20 protein-coding genes, 1 tRNA gene, 1 other RNA gene and 1 other annotated feature are annotated in these 18,351 nt (G+C 40.5%); of the genes, 5 read left to right on the top strand and 17 right to left on the bottom strand.

Annotated elements, in window-relative coordinates; translation table 11 throughout:
- Positions 1-138 precede the first annotated feature (138 nt).
- The 10 genes from KP78_RS20875 to tadA all read right to left on the bottom strand — a co-directional run bounded on the left by KP78_RS20875 (position 139) and on the right by tadA (position 5,428).
- Positions 139-270, bottom strand: coding sequence for a hypothetical protein (locus KP78_RS20875; RefSeq protein ID WP_268747493.1), 132 nt, complete (start codon positions 268-270; stop codon positions 139-141).
- 12 nt (positions 271-282) lie between these two features.
- Entirely contained in the window at positions 283-549 is a 267-nt protein-coding gene (locus tag KP78_RS00105; RefSeq protein ID WP_041085280.1) for a hypothetical protein, read from the bottom strand.
- A 449-nt stretch (positions 550-998) separates the two neighbouring features.
- A complete protein-coding gene (locus tag KP78_RS19810) occupies positions 999-1,151 on the bottom strand; it encodes a hypothetical protein (RefSeq protein WP_157841406.1) in 153 nt (50 codons plus the stop codon).
- 66 nt (positions 1,152-1,217) lie between these two features.
- On the bottom strand, positions 1,218-1,481 hold the full coding sequence (locus tag KP78_RS00095) for a pro-sigmaK processing inhibitor BofA family protein (protein WP_041085278.1): 264 nt from the start codon (positions 1,479-1,481) through the stop codon (positions 1,218-1,220).
- 55 nt (positions 1,482-1,536) lie between these two features.
- Complete coding sequence (locus KP78_RS00090) at positions 1,537-1,752, bottom strand: YaaL family protein (protein ID WP_041085277.1); 216 nt, start codon at positions 1,750-1,752, stop codon at positions 1,537-1,539.
- 14 nt (positions 1,753-1,766) lie between these two features.
- Positions 1,767-2,363 carry a recombination mediator RecR gene (gene recR / locus KP78_RS00085; RefSeq protein WP_041085276.1) on the bottom strand — a complete coding sequence of 199 codons (597 nt, stop codon included), beginning with the start codon at positions 2,361-2,363 and terminating at the stop codon, positions 1,767-1,769.
- 13 nt (positions 2,364-2,376) lie between these two features.
- Positions 2,377-2,697 (bottom strand): YbaB/EbfC family nucleoid-associated protein, encoded by a 321-nt coding sequence (locus KP78_RS00080; RefSeq protein ID WP_041085274.1) that lies wholly within the window; start codon positions 2,695-2,697, stop codon positions 2,377-2,379.
- Between the two features lie 20 nt (positions 2,698-2,717).
- Positions 2,718-4,427 carry a DNA polymerase III subunit gamma/tau gene (dnaX, locus tag KP78_RS00075; protein ID WP_041085272.1) on the bottom strand — a complete coding sequence of 570 codons (1,710 nt, stop codon included), beginning with the start codon at positions 4,425-4,427 and terminating at the stop codon, positions 2,718-2,720.
- Between the two features lie 136 nt (positions 4,428-4,563).
- Positions 4,564-4,829: signal recognition particle sRNA large type (ffs, locus tag KP78_RS18840), an RNA gene on the bottom strand.
- 83 nt (positions 4,830-4,912) lie between these two features.
- Positions 4,913-5,428, bottom strand: coding sequence for a tRNA adenosine(34) deaminase TadA (gene tadA, locus KP78_RS00070; protein WP_041085270.1), 516 nt, complete (start codon positions 5,426-5,428; stop codon positions 4,913-4,915).
- Between the two features lie 211 nt (positions 5,429-5,639).
- On the opposite strand from tadA, the gene KP78_RS00065 reads away from it, so the two are divergent.
- The 3 genes from KP78_RS00065 to KP78_RS00055 all read left to right on the top strand — a co-directional run bounded on the left by KP78_RS00065 (position 5,640) and on the right by KP78_RS00055 (position 8,384).
- Entirely contained in the window at positions 5,640-6,932 is a 1,293-nt protein-coding gene (locus KP78_RS00065) for a glycosyl hydrolase family 18 protein (RefSeq protein ID WP_041085268.1), read from the top strand.
- A 148-nt stretch (positions 6,933-7,080) separates the two neighbouring features.
- Complete coding sequence (locus KP78_RS00060) at positions 7,081-7,719, top strand: deoxynucleoside kinase (RefSeq protein WP_041085282.1); 639 nt, start codon at positions 7,081-7,083, stop codon at positions 7,717-7,719.
- Positions 7,716-8,384: a deoxynucleoside kinase gene (locus tag KP78_RS00055; protein ID WP_041085266.1), complete on the top strand. Its 669-nt coding sequence runs from the start codon at positions 7,716-7,718 to the stop codon at positions 8,382-8,384. The genes KP78_RS00060 and KP78_RS00055 overlap by 4 nt, the downstream gene beginning before the upstream one ends.
- 232 nt (positions 8,385-8,616) lie before the next feature.
- Here the strand turns inward: KP78_RS00055 and KP78_RS00050 are convergent.
- The 5 genes from KP78_RS00050 to pdxS all read right to left on the bottom strand — a co-directional run bounded on the left by KP78_RS00050 (position 8,617) and on the right by pdxS (position 12,432).
- A tRNA-Ser gene (locus KP78_RS00050) sits at positions 8,617-8,709 on the bottom strand.
- A 77-nt stretch (positions 8,710-8,786) separates the two neighbouring features.
- Positions 8,787-9,224: a DUF4395 domain-containing protein gene (locus tag KP78_RS00045; protein ID WP_041085265.1), complete on the bottom strand. Its 438-nt coding sequence runs from the start codon at positions 9,222-9,224 to the stop codon at positions 8,787-8,789.
- Between the two features lie 97 nt (positions 9,225-9,321).
- Complete coding sequence (serS, locus tag KP78_RS00040) at positions 9,322-10,599, bottom strand: serine--tRNA ligase (protein ID WP_041085263.1); 1,278 nt, start codon at positions 10,597-10,599, stop codon at positions 9,322-9,324.
- A 65-nt stretch (positions 10,600-10,664) separates the two neighbouring features.
- Positions 10,665-10,884, bottom strand: a binding site (T-box leader).
- 52 nt (positions 10,885-10,936) lie between these two features.
- Positions 10,937-11,524, bottom strand: a complete 588-nt coding sequence (pdxT, locus tag KP78_RS00035; RefSeq protein ID WP_041085261.1) for a pyridoxal 5'-phosphate synthase glutaminase subunit PdxT — start codon at positions 11,522-11,524, stop codon at positions 10,937-10,939.
- Positions 11,525-11,541: 17 nt separating this feature from the next.
- The gene (pdxS, locus tag KP78_RS00030; RefSeq protein ID WP_041085259.1) at positions 11,542-12,432 is read right to left on the bottom strand and encodes a pyridoxal 5'-phosphate synthase lyase subunit PdxS; all 891 of its coding nucleotides are present in this window, start codon (positions 12,430-12,432) and stop codon (positions 11,542-11,544) included.
- Between the two features lie 132 nt (positions 12,433-12,564).
- On the opposite strand from pdxS, the gene pdxR reads away from it, so the two are divergent.
- Positions 12,565-13,965, top strand: a complete 1,401-nt coding sequence (gene pdxR / locus KP78_RS00025; RefSeq protein WP_041085257.1) for a MocR-like pyridoxine biosynthesis transcription factor PdxR — start codon at positions 12,565-12,567, stop codon at positions 13,963-13,965.
- 43 nt (positions 13,966-14,008) lie between these two features.
- On the opposite strand, the gene KP78_RS00020 is transcribed toward pdxR, so the two are convergent.
- Both KP78_RS00020 and guaB read right to left on the bottom strand, forming a co-directional pair.
- Positions 14,009-15,364, bottom strand: coding sequence for a D-alanyl-D-alanine carboxypeptidase family protein (locus KP78_RS00020; protein ID WP_041085255.1), 1,356 nt, complete (start codon positions 15,362-15,364; stop codon positions 14,009-14,011).
- Between the two features lie 136 nt (positions 15,365-15,500).
- A complete protein-coding gene (gene guaB / locus KP78_RS00015; RefSeq protein ID WP_041085254.1) occupies positions 15,501-16,964 on the bottom strand; it encodes an IMP dehydrogenase in 1,464 nt (487 codons plus the stop codon).
- A gap of 116 nt (positions 16,965-17,080) precedes the next feature.
- Here guaB and KP78_RS00010 point away from each other — a divergent pair, with 116 nt between their 5' ends.
- Entirely contained in the window at positions 17,081-17,806 is a 726-nt protein-coding gene (locus KP78_RS00010) for a YaaC family protein (protein WP_052474418.1), read from the top strand.
- The last annotated feature ends 545 nt before the right edge of the window (positions 17,807-18,351 follow it).

Raw genomic sequence — 18,351 nt, 5'->3', positions numbered from 1 at the left:
ACATTTTATCGATTGTTATGTCAACAACTTTTTGAAATTCTTTTTTGTTGTTTATTTATTATGCTGGTCGTTGTTTTTAGCAACGAGGATTAATATAACATGAGAGCAAAACAGATGCAAGTGTTTTTACAAAAAGATTTAAGAAGACGTTACTTCAATCTCAGGATACAACGTCTTAAACACTTGATCTTTCGTGCAATTAATTTTCGTATCATCCTTAAAGTGCCCATACATTTCCTGCACGAAATGGGTATCTATATAATTAGCCAAATCATATCTTTCTCACTCCAATAAAATCATTATCTTCTTTTCAATCATCTTGTTAGATGGAAGTATAGGCTTTAACACTACATTTACCAATCCTTTATCCTTATATAAATATTTTATCATCCATACCCCTGAATCTTCAGGATATTTTTTACGTAAGAATTCCAAAACACTTGCAGTCGCTAACTTTATTTCTATTTCAGTGAACGGTCTGCTATCTGGATGCAGTTCTTGATACATTACTTGCTCGATTGAAATGTTTTCATTTATAAAAGAATCCATCTCTCTTCTTTTTCAAAAGGATATTTATACATATCTACTTGTTTATAGGCAATATCATGAACCCTTTCCTTAGTAAGGGAAAAGAGTTCTTCAGCTACATCTTTTGGTCCAGGGAATGGACCTATTATTGAGAAATAGGTTAATACCCTTTTTCGTTTAACTCAATGCCAATATATCCTGTGGGTGCTAGCTGAATTCCGTTACAACAAGAAGCGAATTCATACCTGCCCCTTTTCTTCAACACGCAGCTGAAATTGCTTGTTGTACGCAAGACCGGTCTCCATCTCAATCCATGCGATTATTTTCTTGACCTCCAGATGTTTAAACACGATTGGATTTGACTCAGTTGTTTTTCCTTCTACATAAATAATAGATATGAATTTTTTGTCGTAATGTTTAGACCCACTACTGCTGTAACAGGCGGATTTCAATCCTCTTCCGTTCTTTCGTTATATTCCTTGGGAGCCACTTATCGTTAAAAGGTAGTTAGTCCCTGATACAGCATCATATTTACACCGAAAATCGGATTTATTTAAATAATACTCGCTTAGACCAAGTCGATCCCTCGTATAATCGATCCATTCCTTCATTAATGAGTGCATAGAACCACCTCCGTTTATAAATAAGATGCTGATTAGGAAAAGTTTCAAAACAAAAAGCAGCCACCTTCAGTAGCTGCTTCGATCATATAAATACACGAGTGCGATTGTACCGGGAATTCCTAGAATACCAGCAATACCGGTTGTCACCGGGTTTACCGGGACATACCAGCCATACGCTTGTCCATAACGATTGAGTAAAAAAAGCAGAACCAGTCCTATAACCCATTTCGTACAAAATCTCCATATCCACCTTAAAAGCGGCTTAACTCCCACTACAATCAGGAGGGTAGCCAGTACCAGTGTCCCAATCCCCCACGCCCATATAATCATTCTCACCCCATTCCTATACAAGAGAGTTGTTCGATAGACTATATGGGAGGGAGCATTATTTTATGACGATTTTCCGGTGGCGCGCTTCTTTGAATAGATAAAAATATTTTGCTTCAGCAAGCTTGGAAGCAGCGGATAGCTGCTGGCTTATTTCGACACTCAGATTGACCATACCCTTTTGATGCTGCCAGTCTTCTCTTGTACGGGTCATCAGTTGAATTAATTGGTCATCGTACTCTTTTTTCAGCTTACCTGTTTTACGAAACAACATGGAAGATCGCTCCTTTATACATCACGACGTCCTTCAAGCGCTTTTGAAAGTGTAACCTCATCTGCATATTCTAGATCTCCACCCACAGGCAAGCCATGAGCAATGCGTGTAACTTTGATCCCCGAGGGTTTAAGCAAGCGTGAAATATACATCGCTGTTGCTTCTCCTTCTATATTAGGATTGGTTGCAAGAATGACCTCTTGCACTGTATCATCTTGCAGCCGTTTTAATAAGTCTGGAACATTAATATCTTCAGGACCGATCCCATCCATAGGAGAAATCGCCCCATGAAGCACATGGTATAATCCGCTAAATTCCCTCATTTTCTCCATTGCAATGACATCTTTAGGATCTTGGACAACACAAATAGTGCTGCGATCCCTTTTGTTATCGTCACAAACATAACAAGGATCCTGATCCGTAATATGTCCGCAAACTGAGCAGTAACCAAGATTTCGCTTCGCATTGACCAAAGCTTTAGCAAAATCAAGCACCGTGTCTTCTTTCATACCTAATACAAAAAATGCCAGTCGAGCCGCAGTTTTAGGCCCGATTCCTGGCAATTTCGTAAAGCTGTCAATCAGCTTTGATATTGGTTCTGGATAATGCATTGATTACTCTCCCTTAAAACATTCCAGGGAGATTCATTCCCTTAGTAAACTGTCCCATCGTCGAGTTGGTCAGATCGTCGGCTAGTTTCATTGCTTCATTTGTAGCTGCCAGCACAAGGTCTTGCAGCATTTCGATATCGTCAGGATCTACCACTTCTTCTTTAATATTTACTTCAATTACTTCTTTATGTCCGGATACAACAACCGTGACCATGCCGCCACCAGCCGAACCTGTTAAACGCTTTTCACCTAGTTCTTCTTGAGCTTGAGCCATCTGTTTTTGCATTTTTTGCATTTGTTTCATCATACCTTGCATATTTCCCATTCCACGCATTTTACATAACCTCCATAGAATTAATCTTGTATTTCAAGTAAATCTGAGCCTACAAGCTTCCTTGCTTCCGCAACAAACGGATCCTCTTTAGGAGGCTGGCCCTCTTCATTGGATGCTTCCGACTGGTCTTGTTGTTGAATAAAGTCTTCTCTAATTTCAAGCCATTGTTCTTCAGGAACCCCTACGATCTGATAACGCGATCCTGTTAGTTCCTGTAATATGGAAGGCATCGTTTCTAATAGCTTGCCATTATCCATTGCCATTTTACAATGGATCTCATATTTAAATTTTAACACAAAAGCATCATTCGATGCCGCTACTGGCTCAGCTTCATTTAATAAAGCCGTTAATGACCGCAGCTGCTGGCGGTTCATTGATTCTAGCATATCACCCCAACGGCTTTTAATTTGACTAATATTAGATTTAGTCGCATTTTTAAGTACTTCCTTAATCCGTCCAACCGGTGCTTTAAAATCTTTTGAACCGCGCGATGCTTTTTTAGCGGGTGCAGCGCCTGTATCTGGCTGACTGGTCATTACTGCACCCTCTTGCCTCAGCTGTTTTAGCTCTCTTTCCAGCTGCTGCACGCGCAAAATCAGCTGTTGAAGATCTGATATATCCGACGCTGTCGCAGTGACGGCTTTAGGCTCTGTCTGGCAAAGCTTAACAACTGCTACCTCCAGATACGTTCTTGCATGATTTGTGAATTTCATTTCCTGCTGCGACTCATTTAAAATATCGATATAGGAATAAATCTGATCAGTTCGCACTTCTTCCGCTAATTGACGAAAATCATCATCAGATAATACACGCTCCATTGATTCTTCAAGATTTGGAGCTGTTTTATATACCAGCAAATCCCGGCAGAACAAAATTAAATCTTCTGTTAAACGTACCGGATCTTTCCCTTGCTGAAGAAGCTCGTCAATCGTTTCAATAGCCATTGATACATCCTGCCGGTAAATAGCTTGAGCTAGTCGATTTAATCGATCCTGTCCAATTGATCCTGTAACAGTTAGCGCGTCTTCTACGGTCACTTGATCTTGGCTAAACGAAATGGCTTGGTCAAGTAAACTTAATGCATCACGCATTCCCCCTTCAGCAGCACGAGCAATAACATGCATAGCCTTCTCTTCAAATACTACATTCGATTCACTCGCAATATGCATCATTCGTCCAACAATATCATGTGCAGTAATTCGCCTAAAATCAAACCGCTGGCATCTTGAGATAATGGTTAGCGGAATTTTATGAGGCTCTGTTGTCGCAAGAATAAAGATTACATGCTTCGGCGGCTCCTCTAACGTTTTTAATAACGCATTGAAAGCTCCTGTTGAAAGCATATGCACTTCATCAACAATGTACACTTTGTAACGCCCTTCATTTGGTGCATATTTCACTTTATCACGAATGTCACGAATTTCGTCCACACCGTTGTTGGATGCTGCATCAAGCTCGATGACATCAGGAATTGAACCGTTTGTAATCCCTTTACATACCATACACTCATTACACGGTTCTCCTACTGGGGCTCGTTCACAGTTGACCGCTTTCGCCAAAATTTTGGCCGCGCTTGTCTTGCCGGTCCCGCGAGGTCCAGAAAACAAATAAGCGTGTGAAATTTTCTCCTGTAAGAGGGCATTTTGCAACGTTTTCGTGACATGCTGCTGGCCTACGACATCTGCAAATTCCTGTGGCCGCCATACACGATATAACGCTTGATACGCCATTTTTGCACCCTCCTCCAATTCAATGACTGGTTTTCTCTATTATAACGCATTCACACCCGCTTAAAAACGCTCAACATAAAATTGAATAGAAAAAAACCCACTCCATAATAGAGTGGGTACGTAAGTAAAATAACTGCCGTGCACCTTCTGTCGACTGACATCCATAAGCGTTACTCCTGCAGTTAGCTCAGTCCAGGCAACCCTGCGGCACATGAGAGGTTCCACTTAATGCTGCTTCCTTCCGGACCTGACATAGTTCATGAATTCCCATTGCGCAGGACCCAAACGTCAACACCACTTACAGAAGGCAGACCAAACAGAATATACAGCCTCGAGAAGGGATTCAGTTTCGCTAGAGCGGATTGCGAATACAGGGCACCGCTAATTCCCCACCTAGCACGGCAAAAATGAGACCAGTAATCATATGCGTCTTTGACGACGCAAGACTTAGTATACTATCCTTTAAGAAAAAAATCAATTAGCATCTATTTTCCAGAATTGATTGATTCATTTACAAGCATTTGCTGTCTTTTTGCTTCTTTTTTTTCAGCACGTAATGTTCGAAAAAAAGTAGAAAGCAAATCCCCGCATTCCTCTTGTAAAACGCCAGATTCGACTTTACATTGGTGATTAAATCGATCATCCTCCAAAAGATTCATAAGGCTCCCGGCACATCCTGCTTTAGGATCCGCTGCACCATAAACAACTCTCTCCACTCTTGATAAAAGGATGGCTCCGCTGCACATTGGACACGGTTCAAGGGTGACATATAACGTCATCCCTTCCAACCTCCAGCTCCCTTCTGTTTTACACGCTTTTTCTATTGCCAAGAGTTCAGCATGGGTGACTGCATTTTGCGTTGTTTCTCTTAAATTATATGCAGAAGCAATAAGCTGATCATTCTTTACAAGTACGGCTCCTATTGGCACCTCTCGCAAATCCCGTGCTTTTTGTGCTTCATTTAATGCTATTTTCATCCAATATTCATCTCGATCAGACATAAAATCTGTCGCCTACCTTTTTTCATTATTTCTATATTTTATCATACATATAAAAGTGAAAAGCGATTCATCAGTTATAACAAGCATAAAAGAGGTACTGACAGAAGGTGTTGTCTCTTTAGCTGCCATTTTTAAGATCGTAAACAGCGACCCCTTGTACCTAAATCTCTTTGACTAAATTATACAATCTTATTTTCAAAAGGAGTGTATTATGCAAATTCATGTTGTGCAGCAAGGAGAAAACCTTGCTTCTATCGGTATTATTTACTCCATTGCACCTCAAGCCATTACTCAAGCAAACGAGCTTCCCAATCCTGATCGATTAGTAATAGGGCAGGCACTCGTAATCCCTATTGTAGGAAGATATTATTTCGTTAAAGCCGGGGATAGTCTTTACTCGATCGCGTCACAGTTTGGCTTAAACTACAACGAATTAGCCAGAATTAACGCAATCTCTCCTACTCAGCCGCTTGCTATTGGATGGCGGTTATATATCCCGCCCCAACCTAAACGATCAGCGGAATTTAAAGGCTATGTCGAACCATTTGGAGAAACAGTCTCTCCCACAATTGAAGCAGATACAAGAAAAACGGCTCCTTATTTAACCTATCTTGCTGTATTCAGCTTCCAGGTTCAAAGTGATGGAAGCTTAAAAGAGCCTTTACTTGACCCATTCATCGAAATAGCAAAAGCAAATCGCGTTACGCTCATGATGGCCATTACCAATCTTGAAAAAGGAACATTTGTGAATGAACTCGGTCAAATCATCCTAAATGATACCGCAATTCAAGATAATTTAATCAACAACATTGTTGAAAAGGCAAAAAAATACGGCTTTAGGGATATTCACTTTGACTTTGAATATTTACGCGGTGAGGATCGGCAAGCCTACATCAATTTTTTACAAAAAGCAAAAAGACGATTCGCTCAGGAAGGTTGGCTATTATCCATTGCTGTTCCTCCTAAAACAAGGGCTGATCAACCAGGCAGATGGTATGCTGCGTACGATTATAACGCACTTGGGAAAGTCGTGGATTTCATCTTTATTATGACGTATGAATGGGGATATAGCGGCGGACCTCCTATGGCCGTTTCGCCTATTGGACCTGTAAGAGAAGTGCTCGAATACGCCATCACAGAAATACCGCCGGAAAAGGTCATGATGGGTCAAAATCTATATGGCTATGATTGGACGCTCCCCTATCAAGAAGGGACACAAGCACGTGCGCTCAGTCCTCAGCAGGCCATACAGGTTGCAGCCAATAATGGAGCTAGGATCCAATATGATGAGACAGCCCAAGCACCTTTTTTTGAATACCAGGCCGATGGAAAAGATCATATCGTTTGGTTTGAGGATGCACGATCTATCCAGGCAAAATTTGATCTCCTTAAAGAGCTAAGGCTACGCGGAATGGGCTATTGGAAGCTTGGACTGTCCTTCCCACAAAACTGGCTCCTGCTAAGCGATCAGTTTGAACCTGTAAAAGCAAATTTACAAGGATGAAAGCAGGACATAGTCCTGCTTTCATCCTTTTTTTTACTTTCGTCACCTTGCATTCCCTCTCTCTCTTTCCATATGGTACAATAACGGTTGTCCTTGCACCAACCCGTGCAACATACTAAACGAGAAGTATAAGGAGGGTACGGGAATGATGACCATTCCGTTCATTACTGTTGAAGGGCCAATCGGTGCCGGGAAGACCTCTCTGGCCCATGCTATTTCATCACATTTCGATTTTCATCTCTTAAAAGAAATTGTAGACGAAAATCCATTTTTAGATAAATTTTATGACAACATTGATGAATGGAGCTTCCAAACAGAAATGTTCTTTCTTTGCAATCGCTATAAGCAGCTAAACGATATTCAACGCCACTATCTTTCCAATCAAAAAGCAGTGAGCGCAGACTATCATATCTTTAAAAATCTCATTTTTGCCAAGCGGACGCTTCAAGAAAAAGAATACACAAAGTATTTGGAAATCTACCGTATTTTAACTGACGATATGCCGCAGCCGAATGTTGTTGTTTATTTACATGCAAGCCTGGATACATTGTTAAAGCGAATCGAAATGCGCGGACGCGACTTCGAGAAAAACATGAGCACTCTTTATTTGAAGCAGCTGATGGCTGATTATGACGATTTTATTCACCACTTCGAGAAAAGTCATCCAGAGATTCCTGTTCTTCGCTTTAATGGAGACAACTTGGATTTTGTACATCAGGAGCAGGATCTGACCACCATCTTACAACAAGTTGAAGACTCACTATATAAAAGGAGCACAACGCTATGAATGCACGTGAAAAATATGGCATCCCAGCCAACGCGGTCATCACCATTGCCGGTACAGTCGGCGTTGGCAAATCCACAATGACACGAACACTGGCCGAGCAATTTAATTTCCGCACCTCTTTTGAAAAAGTAGATGCAAATCCTTATCTTGATAAATTTTATAAAGACTTTGCAAAATGGAGCTTCCATTTACAAATCTATTTTCTAGCAGAAAGGTTCAAAGAGCAAAAGCGTATGTTCGAATATGGCGGTGGTTTTATCCAAGACCGATCAATATATGAAGACACTGGTATTTTCGCCAAAATGCATTATGAAAAAGGAACAATGTCTCCAGTTGATTATGAGACATACACAAGCTTGTTTGAGGCAATGGTGATGACACCTTATTTCCCTCACCCAAATCTATTGATTTATTTAGAAGGATCATTGGATGATATCCTCAGCCGCATTCAAAAACGAGGCCGTCCAATGGAACAAGAGACGCCTTTAGCCTATTGGAAGGAAATGCACGAACGCTATGAAAACTGGATCAATTCTTTCAATGCCTGTCCGGTGCTTCGTTTAAATATCAATGACTATGATCTCGTAAATGATCAGCAGTCCATTGAGCCCATTCTTGAACGAATCGGTACGTTTATTCATCAAACTTCTCTTCTTAAAAATTAACCCTGTTAAAATTGCTTGTTGATTCCCACTGCAGGCGCTCGCTTTCCGCAGGAGTCGCGTGTATCCGTTCCAATCAACATATGTCTTTAAAACACAGCCTAAAAGTAATACAAAAAAAGGACGAGCGTTTAGCCGTCCTTTTTACTTGTCCTGTAAATAGAAAAAAGCCGCTGCCTAAGCAACGACTTTTTATATCTCCAATATTTATGCGCGATGGTTAATTAAAAATCAATGGAGGAGGTAGAGGGATTCGAACCCCCGCGGGATTTGACTCCCCTGTCGGTTTTCAAGACCGATCCCTTCAGCCGAACTTGGGTATACCTCCGTATCGACAAGAACTATAATATCACGCATTTCAAAAGGTGTCAAACACATTTTTAGAAATTAATTTTTTAAATAAAATTAAGCCTGTTTACGGCGTCGATACTGAAATTGATTCCATTGAAATCGAATAAAACAACCGACACAAAACCCTAGAATCGCAATAAAGGCCGCTGTAGCTACCATAATGGTAAAAGCATAGGCTCCTGCTGTCCAACCAGCTGCATAACTAACAAATGCACCTGTTAAGCAGAGAACAGCAATTTTTTGATTGAATCGCTGGTCATCACGATCTTCCGGGATATATGCATTCATCGGCTTGCGCAAAAATCTTTTAGCAAACCGCATGATTGGATGAAAATCAAATAGCAATCCACCGAGTCCTGATAATAATGGAATCAGCAGTAACCAGTACTGACCAGTAATCCAGGTTAATACTACAGAAAACACAATGGTCCATTGATTCACACGAACAAGCGGACGTGGGATAAATGTTGGCGTTGATGGCGTAGCTGTCATAATTCTCCTACCTCTCATATCGGATTAATTGAATAGTAATGGACTGGTGTGAAAGTTGCAAGAAAAAGGCCCTTTCTTTATGAAAGAGCCTTGTTTTTTATGCTTTAATAATCTCTTTTCCACCCATATACGGACGTAACACCTCAGGCACAATCACACTTCCATCAGCCTGCTGATAATTTTCTAAAATGGCGGCAAATGTACGGCCAATTGCTAGTCCGCTTCCGTTTAATGTGTGAACATGCTCTGGTTTTGCATTTGGCTCACGACGGAATCGAATATTTGCACGACGTGCTTGGAAATCTTCAAAATTACTGCAAGAAGAGATCTCGCGGTAACTTCCGTAGCTTGGAATCCAAACCTCAATGTCGTATTTTTTCGCAGCTGTAAAACCAAGGTCTGCCGTACACATATTCAACACACGATATGGGAGATTCAGCAATTGAAGAACCTTTTCCGCATGACCAGTTAATTTTTCAAGTGTTTCATAAGAATCTTCCGGCTTCACAAAGCGAACAAGCTCGACTTTATTGAACTGATGCTGACGGATCAATCCGCGTGTATCCCGTCCGGCAGACCCCGCTTCAGATCGAAAATTCGTGCTGTACGCAACATATGCTTTTGGAAGCTGAGCAACAGGCAAAATTTCATCACGGTGATAATTTGTAACGGGTACTTCAGACGTTGGAATTAAGAAATAATCTTCTTTTTCAATCAAGAAGGCATCCTCTTCAAATTTTGGAAGCTGACCTGTTCCTGTTAAGCTTGCCCGGTTCACTAAATAAGGAGGAAGCATTTCTTCATAGCCATGCTGATCCTGATGTAAATCCATCATAAAATTAATAAGTGCACGTTCAAGTCTCGCTCCTGCCCCTTTGTAAAAAACAAAACGGCTTCCTGTTACTTTTGCAGCTCGTTCAAAATCAAGCATCTCCAAATTGGTCGCAACGTCCCAATGCGCTTTTGCTTCAAAATCAAATTGTGGAAGTTCTCCCCATTTACGCACCTCAACATTGTCATCTTCTGTTTCACCAATTGGCACGCTGTGATGCGGCACATTTGGAATAGAAAGCAGGATCCTCTCCAGTTTCTCCTCCACCTCGCGCAGGCGGTCATCAATTTCTTTAATCTCATCGCCTAGGCTTCTTGTTTCCGCAATAATATCATCAGCATTTTTCTTTTCACGCTTCATTTGCGCAATTTGCTGTGAAACTTCATTTCGGCGGCTTTTCTTTGCTTCGCTTTTTCCGATGAGCTCGCGGCGTTCTTGATCTAAAGCTTGAAACTGATCAAAATCACCTAAGTCTTCGCCACGATGAGCCATGATCGCTTTAATTTCATCAAATTCATTACGCAATCGTTTTAAATCAAACATGTTTTTTTCCTCCTTTAAATACTAAAAATACGTAAAAACAATAAAAAACCCCCGTCCCCTTGTAAAAAAGGGACGAGAGTTAATGCCCGCGTTACCACCCTGGTTGAAAATGATAGACTCATTTTCCGCTCATAACTTAACGGCGCCTGACCGGGAAAGCTTACTGAAACAGGTTCGGCTTTCCACTCCAGAATGGATTCACAACATCCTTTTACCGGTTCACACCACCCACCGGCTCTCTTAAAAAAGGGATCAGCTGCTACTAGTTTCTGTCATTGTTTTTACGATTTGTAATTATCGATAAAGATACTACAATCATGTACCTTTTTCAATACTTTTATGCAGAAACAACGGAAGATTGTTCAACCATCTGAACAAAATACTGTGTCAAACGATGGTCATCCGTCAATTCCGGATGGAACGAACAGCCAAGGAATTGACCATCACGTGCTAAAACGATTCGGTCATCATGCACAGCCAGTACCTCTGTATTTGGTCCAGCTGACACGATGTGTGGAGCACGAATGAATACTGCGTTAAACGGCGCATTCAATCCTGTCACCTCCAAGTCTGCTTCAAAGCTATCAACCTGGCGCCCAAATGAATTGCGCTCAACCACTACATCCATCAAGCCTAGATGGGGTTCATCGTATCCCACAATTTCCTTAGCAAGCAGGATCAGACCTGCACATGTACCAAACAACGGTTTTCCAGCTTTTGCGAATGCACGCAGAGGTTCCATAAATCCGTATAGATCTATTAAACGACGCATCGTTGTGCTTTCTCCTCCAGGCATAATCAAACCATCCACGTCTTTTAGCTGGTCCGCATGTTTAATGACGACTGCCTGGGCACCGCATGCTTCTATAGAACGTACGTGTTCACGTACCGCTCCCTGAAGGCCTAAAACACCAATCGTTGTCATTGTCCATCAAACCTTTCTTACCAGCCGCGTTCCTGCATGCGCTGTTCTAGTGATAGAGAATTGATCTCCATTCCCTTCATTGCAGAACCAAGCTCTTTTGAAATTCTACCGATCAAATCATAATCCTGATAATGTGTTGTTGCTTGTACAATCGCACGAGCAAATTTCTCCGGATTGTCGGACTTAAAGATACCAGATCCAACAAATACACCGTCTGCTCCTAATTCCATCATAAGTGCAGCATCTGAAGGTGTAGCTACGCCACCTGCAGCAAAGTTTACAACCGGCAAGCGGCCAAGCTCTTTAATTTCAAGAAGCAATTCAAAAGGGGCTCCTAATAGCTTTGCTTCCGTCATAAGTTCATCTGGTGTCATGTGTACAACTTTCCGTACTTGAGCGTTCACTTTACGAATGTGACGAACTGCCTCAACGATGTTTCCTGTACCAGGCTCACCCTTTGTACGAAGCATTGCTGCACCTTCACCGATACGGCGAGCCGCTTCACCAAGGTCACGACACCCACAAACGAAAGGAACGGTATAATCGCTTTTTAACAAATGATATTCTTCATCTGCCGGCGTTAATACTTCACTTTCATCAATATAATCTACGCCCATGGCTTCCAATACACGAGCTTCTGTAATGTGCCCAATACGAGCTTTCGCCATAACTGGGATACTTACCGCGTTCATTACCTCTTCTACAATGCGAGGGTCAGCCATACGTGCTACGCCTCCTGCTGCACGAATATCAGATGGTACTCGCTCTAGTGCCATAACTGCCACTGCTCCAGCTGACTCAGCTAATTTGGCTTGTTCTGCATTGACAACGTCCATAATAACGCCGCCTTTTTGCATTTCTGCCATTCCTCGCTTAACTCGATCGGTTCCTAGTTGTCTTTCTGCCATTGTGAAAAGCCTCCTCTAAAATGCGCGTCTAATTTTACGCGATGTCATAATCTTTAGTATACGGAATGTTGACTATATTAAAAGTGTCAGTTTATGATAATTGAACAAGGTCAGATAGGAGGAATATCTAGTATGGAAATGTTATCTTTCCATTTTGATAAGGTAGAAAACGTCCCCTTATATGAACAGCTTTACGCGCATATTAAGCAGGAAATCATTGACGGACGCCTGCCTTTCCAAGCAAAACTGCCGTCAAAACGCAATTTAGCTGACTTTCTTCAACTTAGCCAAACGACAATTGAAATGTCCTATCAGCAGCTCGTCGCGGAAGGCTACATAGAGGCAATTCCTCGAAAAGGGTATTTTGTTTTAGCCTTTGAGGATCTGGCTTATGTGAAAAAAGATCAGATTGGTGCATCCAAAACAGATGACAACACGACCACCGCCCGATTCAATTTTCATCCTAGTAAAATTGATACTTCTCCTTTTCCATTCCATCGATGGAGAAAACATGCGAAGGATGTCATCGACGAGCGGCATCAAGATCTTCTTTTACTCGGCCACTTTCAGGGTGATCTTGTTCTTCGAGAAGAAATTTCAACCTATTTATACCATTCCAGAGGTGTGCGCTGCACTGCCGATCAAGTGGTGATCGGAGCAGGAATCGAGCACTTGCTTCCGCAATTAATTTTTTTACTCGGAAAAGAAGCGGTGTACGGCATTGAAGACCCAGGATATCGATTGACAAGGCATGTTCTACGCGCACACGATAAAAAAACAAAGCCCATTGAAGTTGACTCGGAAGGTGTGAAGGTGCGCTCCCTCGTCAAAACAAACGCTAATGTGATGTATGTTACCCCATCTCATCAATTTCCATCTGGCAATATTTTATCGGTTAACCGACGTGTTCAGCTGCTGAATTGGGCTGCTGAAACTAAAAATCGATACATTATTGAAGATGATTACGACAGTGAATTTCGCTATAGCGGCAAACCGATCCCTTCTCTACAAAGCATGGATCAAGGTGAAAATGTCATTTATTTAAGTACATTTTCAAAATCGTTAATGCCATCGCTGAGGATTGGCTATATGGTACTGCCGCCTGCCTTACTTGCTCAATATCAAAAAACATTTCGTTATTATACTTCAAGTGTTTCAAGAATTGATCAGCATATTCTTGCCCGATTTATGCAAGAAGGAGATTTTGAAAAGCATTTAAATCGTATGAGAAAGCTATACCGAAAAAAGCTTGAGCTTTTAATGGATATCTTAAGACAGTATCCTAACACTCTCCAGGTTACAGGTGAAAGTGCGGGTTTGCATATCTTATTGACTGTACACAACGGCATGACAGAAGAAACATTGATCAAAAAAGCAAAAGATCAAGAGATTTTAGTCTACGGACTATCTGAATATACAATTAACACACGTCCATCCGATATACCTCAGATTGTATTAGGGTTTGCAGGAATCAAAGAGGAAGAATTAGCAACAGGTATAGATGAACTGCTGCACTGCTGGGGCATCAGCTAAATAAAAGAACGCTAACCATCTAGAGATGATTAGCGTTCTTTTATTAAAACCAACCTTTTACAGTAGATGTTACCGTATCCCAAACGTTGCCGAAAAATCCTCCAATGGCTCTCATGCTAAGCACAAACCAGTTCGCTTTTTCAACACCTTCCGTTGTAACAACATCTACATGAACAGAAGAAGCACTGTTCTCATCTAAGAAGCCTAAACTATCATCACCGAGATCGACCGTTAAGCTACCTACAACCTCACCCTTTTCAATAGGAGCTGTAAGCTCTCCGGCTTCATTTAAAAGTCCCTCATCAAGCTGCAGTACAGGCTTGTACGCTTCTTCCTGACCGTTACTTACAACCATATGAATCGGATCCTTTGATTCGATCGCTACAGAATCTTCTTTTCCTTTACCAACAGGCAATGTTTCTTGTCCTTCTACTGTGTAATTAGCAGGTACAATTTCCTGCATAGAGAAGTTGTTAAATCCATAGTCAAAAAGATCTGCTGTTGCTCCAAAGCGAGCGGCATATGAACCAACTCCATTTTCATCTGTCGCATTCATAACAACTGAAATAAGACGCATATCTCCTCTTTTTGCTGTTCCAGTGAAGGTATACCCAGCGAAATCAGTCGTTCCTGTTTTTAATCCGTCTACACCTTCATAACCAAACACAAGAGATGGAAGCATAAAATTCCAATTATCCATTTCAATCGCATCATCTGTGCCTTCTCTGAAGGTTTTAGTCGGAATACTTGATGTTTCAAGTACTTCAGGGAATTCTGTAATTAAAGAATGAGCAAGCTTTGCCGTTGCACGTGCAGACATTACGTTTTCGTCCGTTGCTCCCGTTCCTTCTGGATGATATCCTTTCATATCAGTATTATTTAAACCAGTTGAATTAACAAAATTGTAATTTTCTAAGCCTAGTTCCGCAGCTTTTTCATTCATCATTTTTACAAATTCTTCTTCTGATCCTGCAATCGTTTCAGCAATTGCAATCGTGGCAGCATTCGCAGAATAAATGGCCATTGCTTCATATAGCTCTTGAATCGAGTACTGCATATCACGACGAAGAGGTACATTACTTAAAGCCCGATCTTGAGACAATTCAAATGTTTTATCATTAACTGAGTACTGATCGTCCCAAGAGACTCTTCCTTCTTCCACAGCCTCAAGAAGCAGATACTCCGTCATCATTTTTGTCATACTAGCAATTCCTAATAATGCATCAGGGTTTTGAGCATACAAGACTTTTCCAGTGCTCGCTTCAATTAGTATGGCTGCGTCTAAATTCCAATCCGTGACTTCGTTTGCGTGAGTTGTTTTCGTAAAAGTACCGCTACCTACAAGAAGAACAAACGCCAAAATACCAGCGACTGCACTTCGAAACAATTTTCTTTTCACAGTTATAAACCTCCAAGAAATTATATACACGCTCGTTATTTTACCATAGTTAAATATCAAAAAATAGAGAGAGAATAGCACTGTCGATTTAACAAAAAATGGGACTCCTATTATGCTTGGAGTCCCATAGTATCAATTATAGTGAATAATTAGGTGCTTCTTTCGTTATTTGAACATCATGTGGATGACTTTCACGTAAACCTGCACCTGTCATGCGGATAAATTGTGCATGCTCGCGAAGGTCATATAGGTTTTTAGAACCACAATATCCCATACCACTGCGAATTCCTCCAACTAGCTGATATACGGTATCTGCCAGTGGTCCTTTATATGCGGTACGCCCTTCAATTCCTTCTGGAACCAATTTCTTGGCATCTTCTTGGAAATAACGGTCCTTTGATCCCTTTTCCATCGCAGCCATCGAGCCCATACCTCTATACACTTTAAAGCGACGGCCTTGGAAAATTTCTGTTTCTCCTGGACTTTCTGTTGTCCCTGCAAGTAGGCCTCCGAGCATTACTGCATGTCCGCCAGCTGCAAGAGCTTTTACGATATCACCGGAATATTTGATTCCTCCATCGGCAATAATAGATTTACCATGCTTGCGGGCTTCCGTAGCACAATCGTATACTGCTGTAATTTGAGGTACACCAACACCTGCGACAACGCGAGTCGTACAAATAGATCCTGGCCCAATGCCTACTTTTACTATATCAGCACCTGCTTCAATTAATGCTTTCGTACCTTCAGATGTTGCAACATTACCTGCAATAATTGCAACATCTGCAAATGCGTTCCGAATTAATTTAATTGTATCTAGTACACCTTGTGAATGACCATGTGCTGTATCGATTACAATGGCATCAACACCAGCTTTAACTAAATGCTCTACACGCTTTAGTGCATCAGCTGTGACACCAACAGAAGCTGCTACAAGCAAACGTCCTTTTGAATCCTTCGCAGAATTAGGAAACTCAATTACTTTTTCAATATCCTTGATTGTAATTAGTCCTTTTAATATTCCTTCTTCATCTACTAGAGGAAGTTTTTCAATCTTGTATTTTTGTAAGATTTGTTCTGCTTCATTTAATGTAGTACCAACAGAAGCAGTAACAAGATTTTCTTTTGTCATCACTTCATGGATCTTGATCGAATAGTCTTGAATAAAACGAAGGTCACGGTTCGTAAGAATGCCGACAAGCTTCTGCTCGTTCATGTCATTAACAATAGGAACACCAGAAATACGGTACTTGCCCATCAAATGCTCTGCATCATACACTTGATGATCAGGCGTTAGGAAAAATGGATCAGTAATAACGCCACTTTCAGAACGCTTTACTTTTTCAACCTGTTCAGCCTGAGCTTCAATGCTCATGTTCTTGTGAATAACCCCAAGACCACCTGCACGAGCCATCGCGATTGCCATTGCAGCTTCTGTTACCGTATCCATACCTGCACTGATTAAAGGAATATTCAACTTAATCTTTTCTGTCAATTCAACCGAAAGCTCTACATCTCTTGGTAATACTTCTGACTTAGCTGGGATCAACAGAACATCATCAAACGTCAAGCCTTCTTTAGCAAATTTGGTTTCCCACATTATCGTGATTCCTCCTGGTCCGAAAAATATTATTGTAAGGTTATCAGTCGTCATTCCTACTGTCAAGAAGGATTAAATATGTTAGATAATTGTGAATTATCAGGAGGCTTGGAAAAATGAGCAGTACCTTCAATTGGAATCGCTATCTTCCATTTCATTCTCATTCAACTATTCAATCTTATCTTTCAAATCAATATAAGCAGCTTTGCTTTGAATTGCCTAATCAGCTTGCCGCTCTGAAATCTTCATCTTTCTTTTATCATCTCGAACATGCAGAATCCTGCTACATTCAATCAGACAAAGCCCCTACTTCCATTCAGCCCTTATTACAATTTTATGGAATCTCTCATCTTATAAAAGCATGTTTAATCAGTAAAGATCCAACCTATCCCTCAAGCACTGCTCAGCTTGCCCACGGTGTCTCTACAAGAAAAAAGAAGAAATTACATTATTCATTTTTAGAAGACTCCGTCAAAATTCAAAAAAACGGATTATTCCCTACATTTTCAGATTTACTGTTTCATGTGAAACATCTTGAAGGAAACAGCTATGAAATGTATGAGCTATTAGCCATACTTCAAGGAGACCATCATTCACTCAATCCAGTTCAATCTCATTTTCTATTACTTTATAATCTCAGTATGATCGCAAGGTATGAAACAATGTGGTGGGGAGATTGTCTTCAATATAAAAAAACTGATGACTATTCCATTATTCGAGGATTTTTACATTTCTCTTCACAATATATTCCTCAAGCACTGCTGGAGTTTTTACTTGATCATGTTCATCCTGTAAAACAGCAATTATTGGATCTATCTATACAACAGGACCTAATGCATTAAAAAATAGTCCACGCTCAATTACTGGGAAGAAAATTAATTTTCATGCAAATCTTTGACATGATTTTAACACGATAAATGTAAAAATAAAAATATCATGCATTTAATTTTACAAGGAATTTTTTTAAAAGTGAAACAGTTCTTTTTCCGTATTAAAGTCCATTTTTTTCTTTAGATCCGAGACATTTGTTCTTGAATATACGCGCCTTGTTTTATGAAATATAAAATATGCCCATTCGATGCAGTTGATTCCCGTTGTTTGTTGTATCGTGATTGTCTTACATGAAGTCTTACATTAATCAGAATACTCTTCTTTAAATTGTCAGAAGTAGAATTATTTTTTTGAACAGGAAATTCTCTCTTTCTTTAATAGGAGAATTTTGTTCTTTAATTAAAATTAATGTCGTATGTTGACGACAGCCATCATGGTGTACAGATAATAAAAATAAAGGTGATAATCATTTTACACATAGTGCTTTTATTGTAAATAAATCGTTTTAAATTCAAACACAAAAGGACCGCTACCTTTTTTGGTAACGGTCCTTTCT

This window comes from Jeotgalibacillus soli (assembly GCF_000829435.1).
Lineage (GTDB): Bacteria > Bacillota > Bacilli > Bacillales > Jeotgalibacillaceae > Jeotgalibacillus > Jeotgalibacillus soli.
Note: the sequence above shows the minus strand (reverse complement) of the source record. Positions and strands in the feature narration are given on the sequence as shown.

Coding starts and splice junctions, on each gene's coding strand:
- KP78_RS00105 (WP_041085280.1), bottom strand. CDS start 549: ATGGATTCTTTTATAAATGAAAACATTTCAATCGAGCAAGTAATGTAT.
- KP78_RS19810 (WP_157841406.1), bottom strand. CDS start 1,151: ATGCACTCATTAATGAAGGAATGGATCGATTATACGAGGGATCGACTT.
- KP78_RS00095 (WP_041085278.1), bottom strand. CDS start 1,481: ATGATTATATGGGCGTGGGGGATTGGGACACTGGTACTGGCTACCCTC.
- KP78_RS00090 (WP_041085277.1), bottom strand. CDS start 1,752: ATGTTGTTTCGTAAAACAGGTAAGCTGAAAAAAGAGTACGATGACCAA.
- recR (WP_041085276.1), bottom strand. CDS start 2,363: ATGCATTATCCAGAACCAATATCAAAGCTGATTGACAGCTTTACGAAA.
- KP78_RS00080 (WP_041085274.1), bottom strand. CDS start 2,697: ATGCGTGGAATGGGAAATATGCAAGGTATGATGAAACAAATGCAAAAA.
- dnaX (WP_041085272.1), bottom strand. CDS start 4,427: ATGGCGTATCAAGCGTTATATCGTGTATGGCGGCCACAGGAATTTGCA.
- tadA (WP_041085270.1), bottom strand. CDS start 5,428: ATGTCTGATCGAGATGAATATTGGATGAAAATAGCATTAAATGAAGCA.
- KP78_RS00065 (WP_041085268.1), top strand. CDS start 5,640: ATGCAAATTCATGTTGTGCAGCAAGGAGAAAACCTTGCTTCTATCGGT.
- KP78_RS00060 (WP_041085282.1), top strand. CDS start 7,081: ATGACCATTCCGTTCATTACTGTTGAAGGGCCAATCGGTGCCGGGAAG.
- KP78_RS00055 (WP_041085266.1), top strand. CDS start 7,716: ATGAATGCACGTGAAAAATATGGCATCCCAGCCAACGCGGTCATCACC.
- KP78_RS00045 (WP_041085265.1), bottom strand. CDS start 9,224: ATGACAGCTACGCCATCAACGCCAACATTTATCCCACGTCCGCTTGTT.
- serS (WP_041085263.1), bottom strand. CDS start 10,599: ATGTTTGATTTAAAACGATTGCGTAATGAATTTGATGAAATTAAAGCG.
- pdxT (WP_041085261.1), bottom strand. CDS start 11,524: ATGACAACGATTGGTGTTTTAGGCCTTCAGGGAGCGGTACGTGAACAC.
- pdxS (WP_041085259.1), bottom strand. CDS start 12,432: ATGGCAGAAAGACAACTAGGAACCGATCGAGTTAAGCGAGGAATGGCA.
- pdxR (WP_041085257.1), top strand. CDS start 12,565: ATGGAAATGTTATCTTTCCATTTTGATAAGGTAGAAAACGTCCCCTTA.
- guaB (WP_041085254.1), bottom strand. CDS start 16,964: ATGTGGGAAACCAAATTTGCTAAAGAAGGCTTGACGTTTGATGATGTT.
- KP78_RS00010 (WP_052474418.1), top strand. CDS start 17,081: ATGAGCAGTACCTTCAATTGGAATCGCTATCTTCCATTTCATTCTCAT.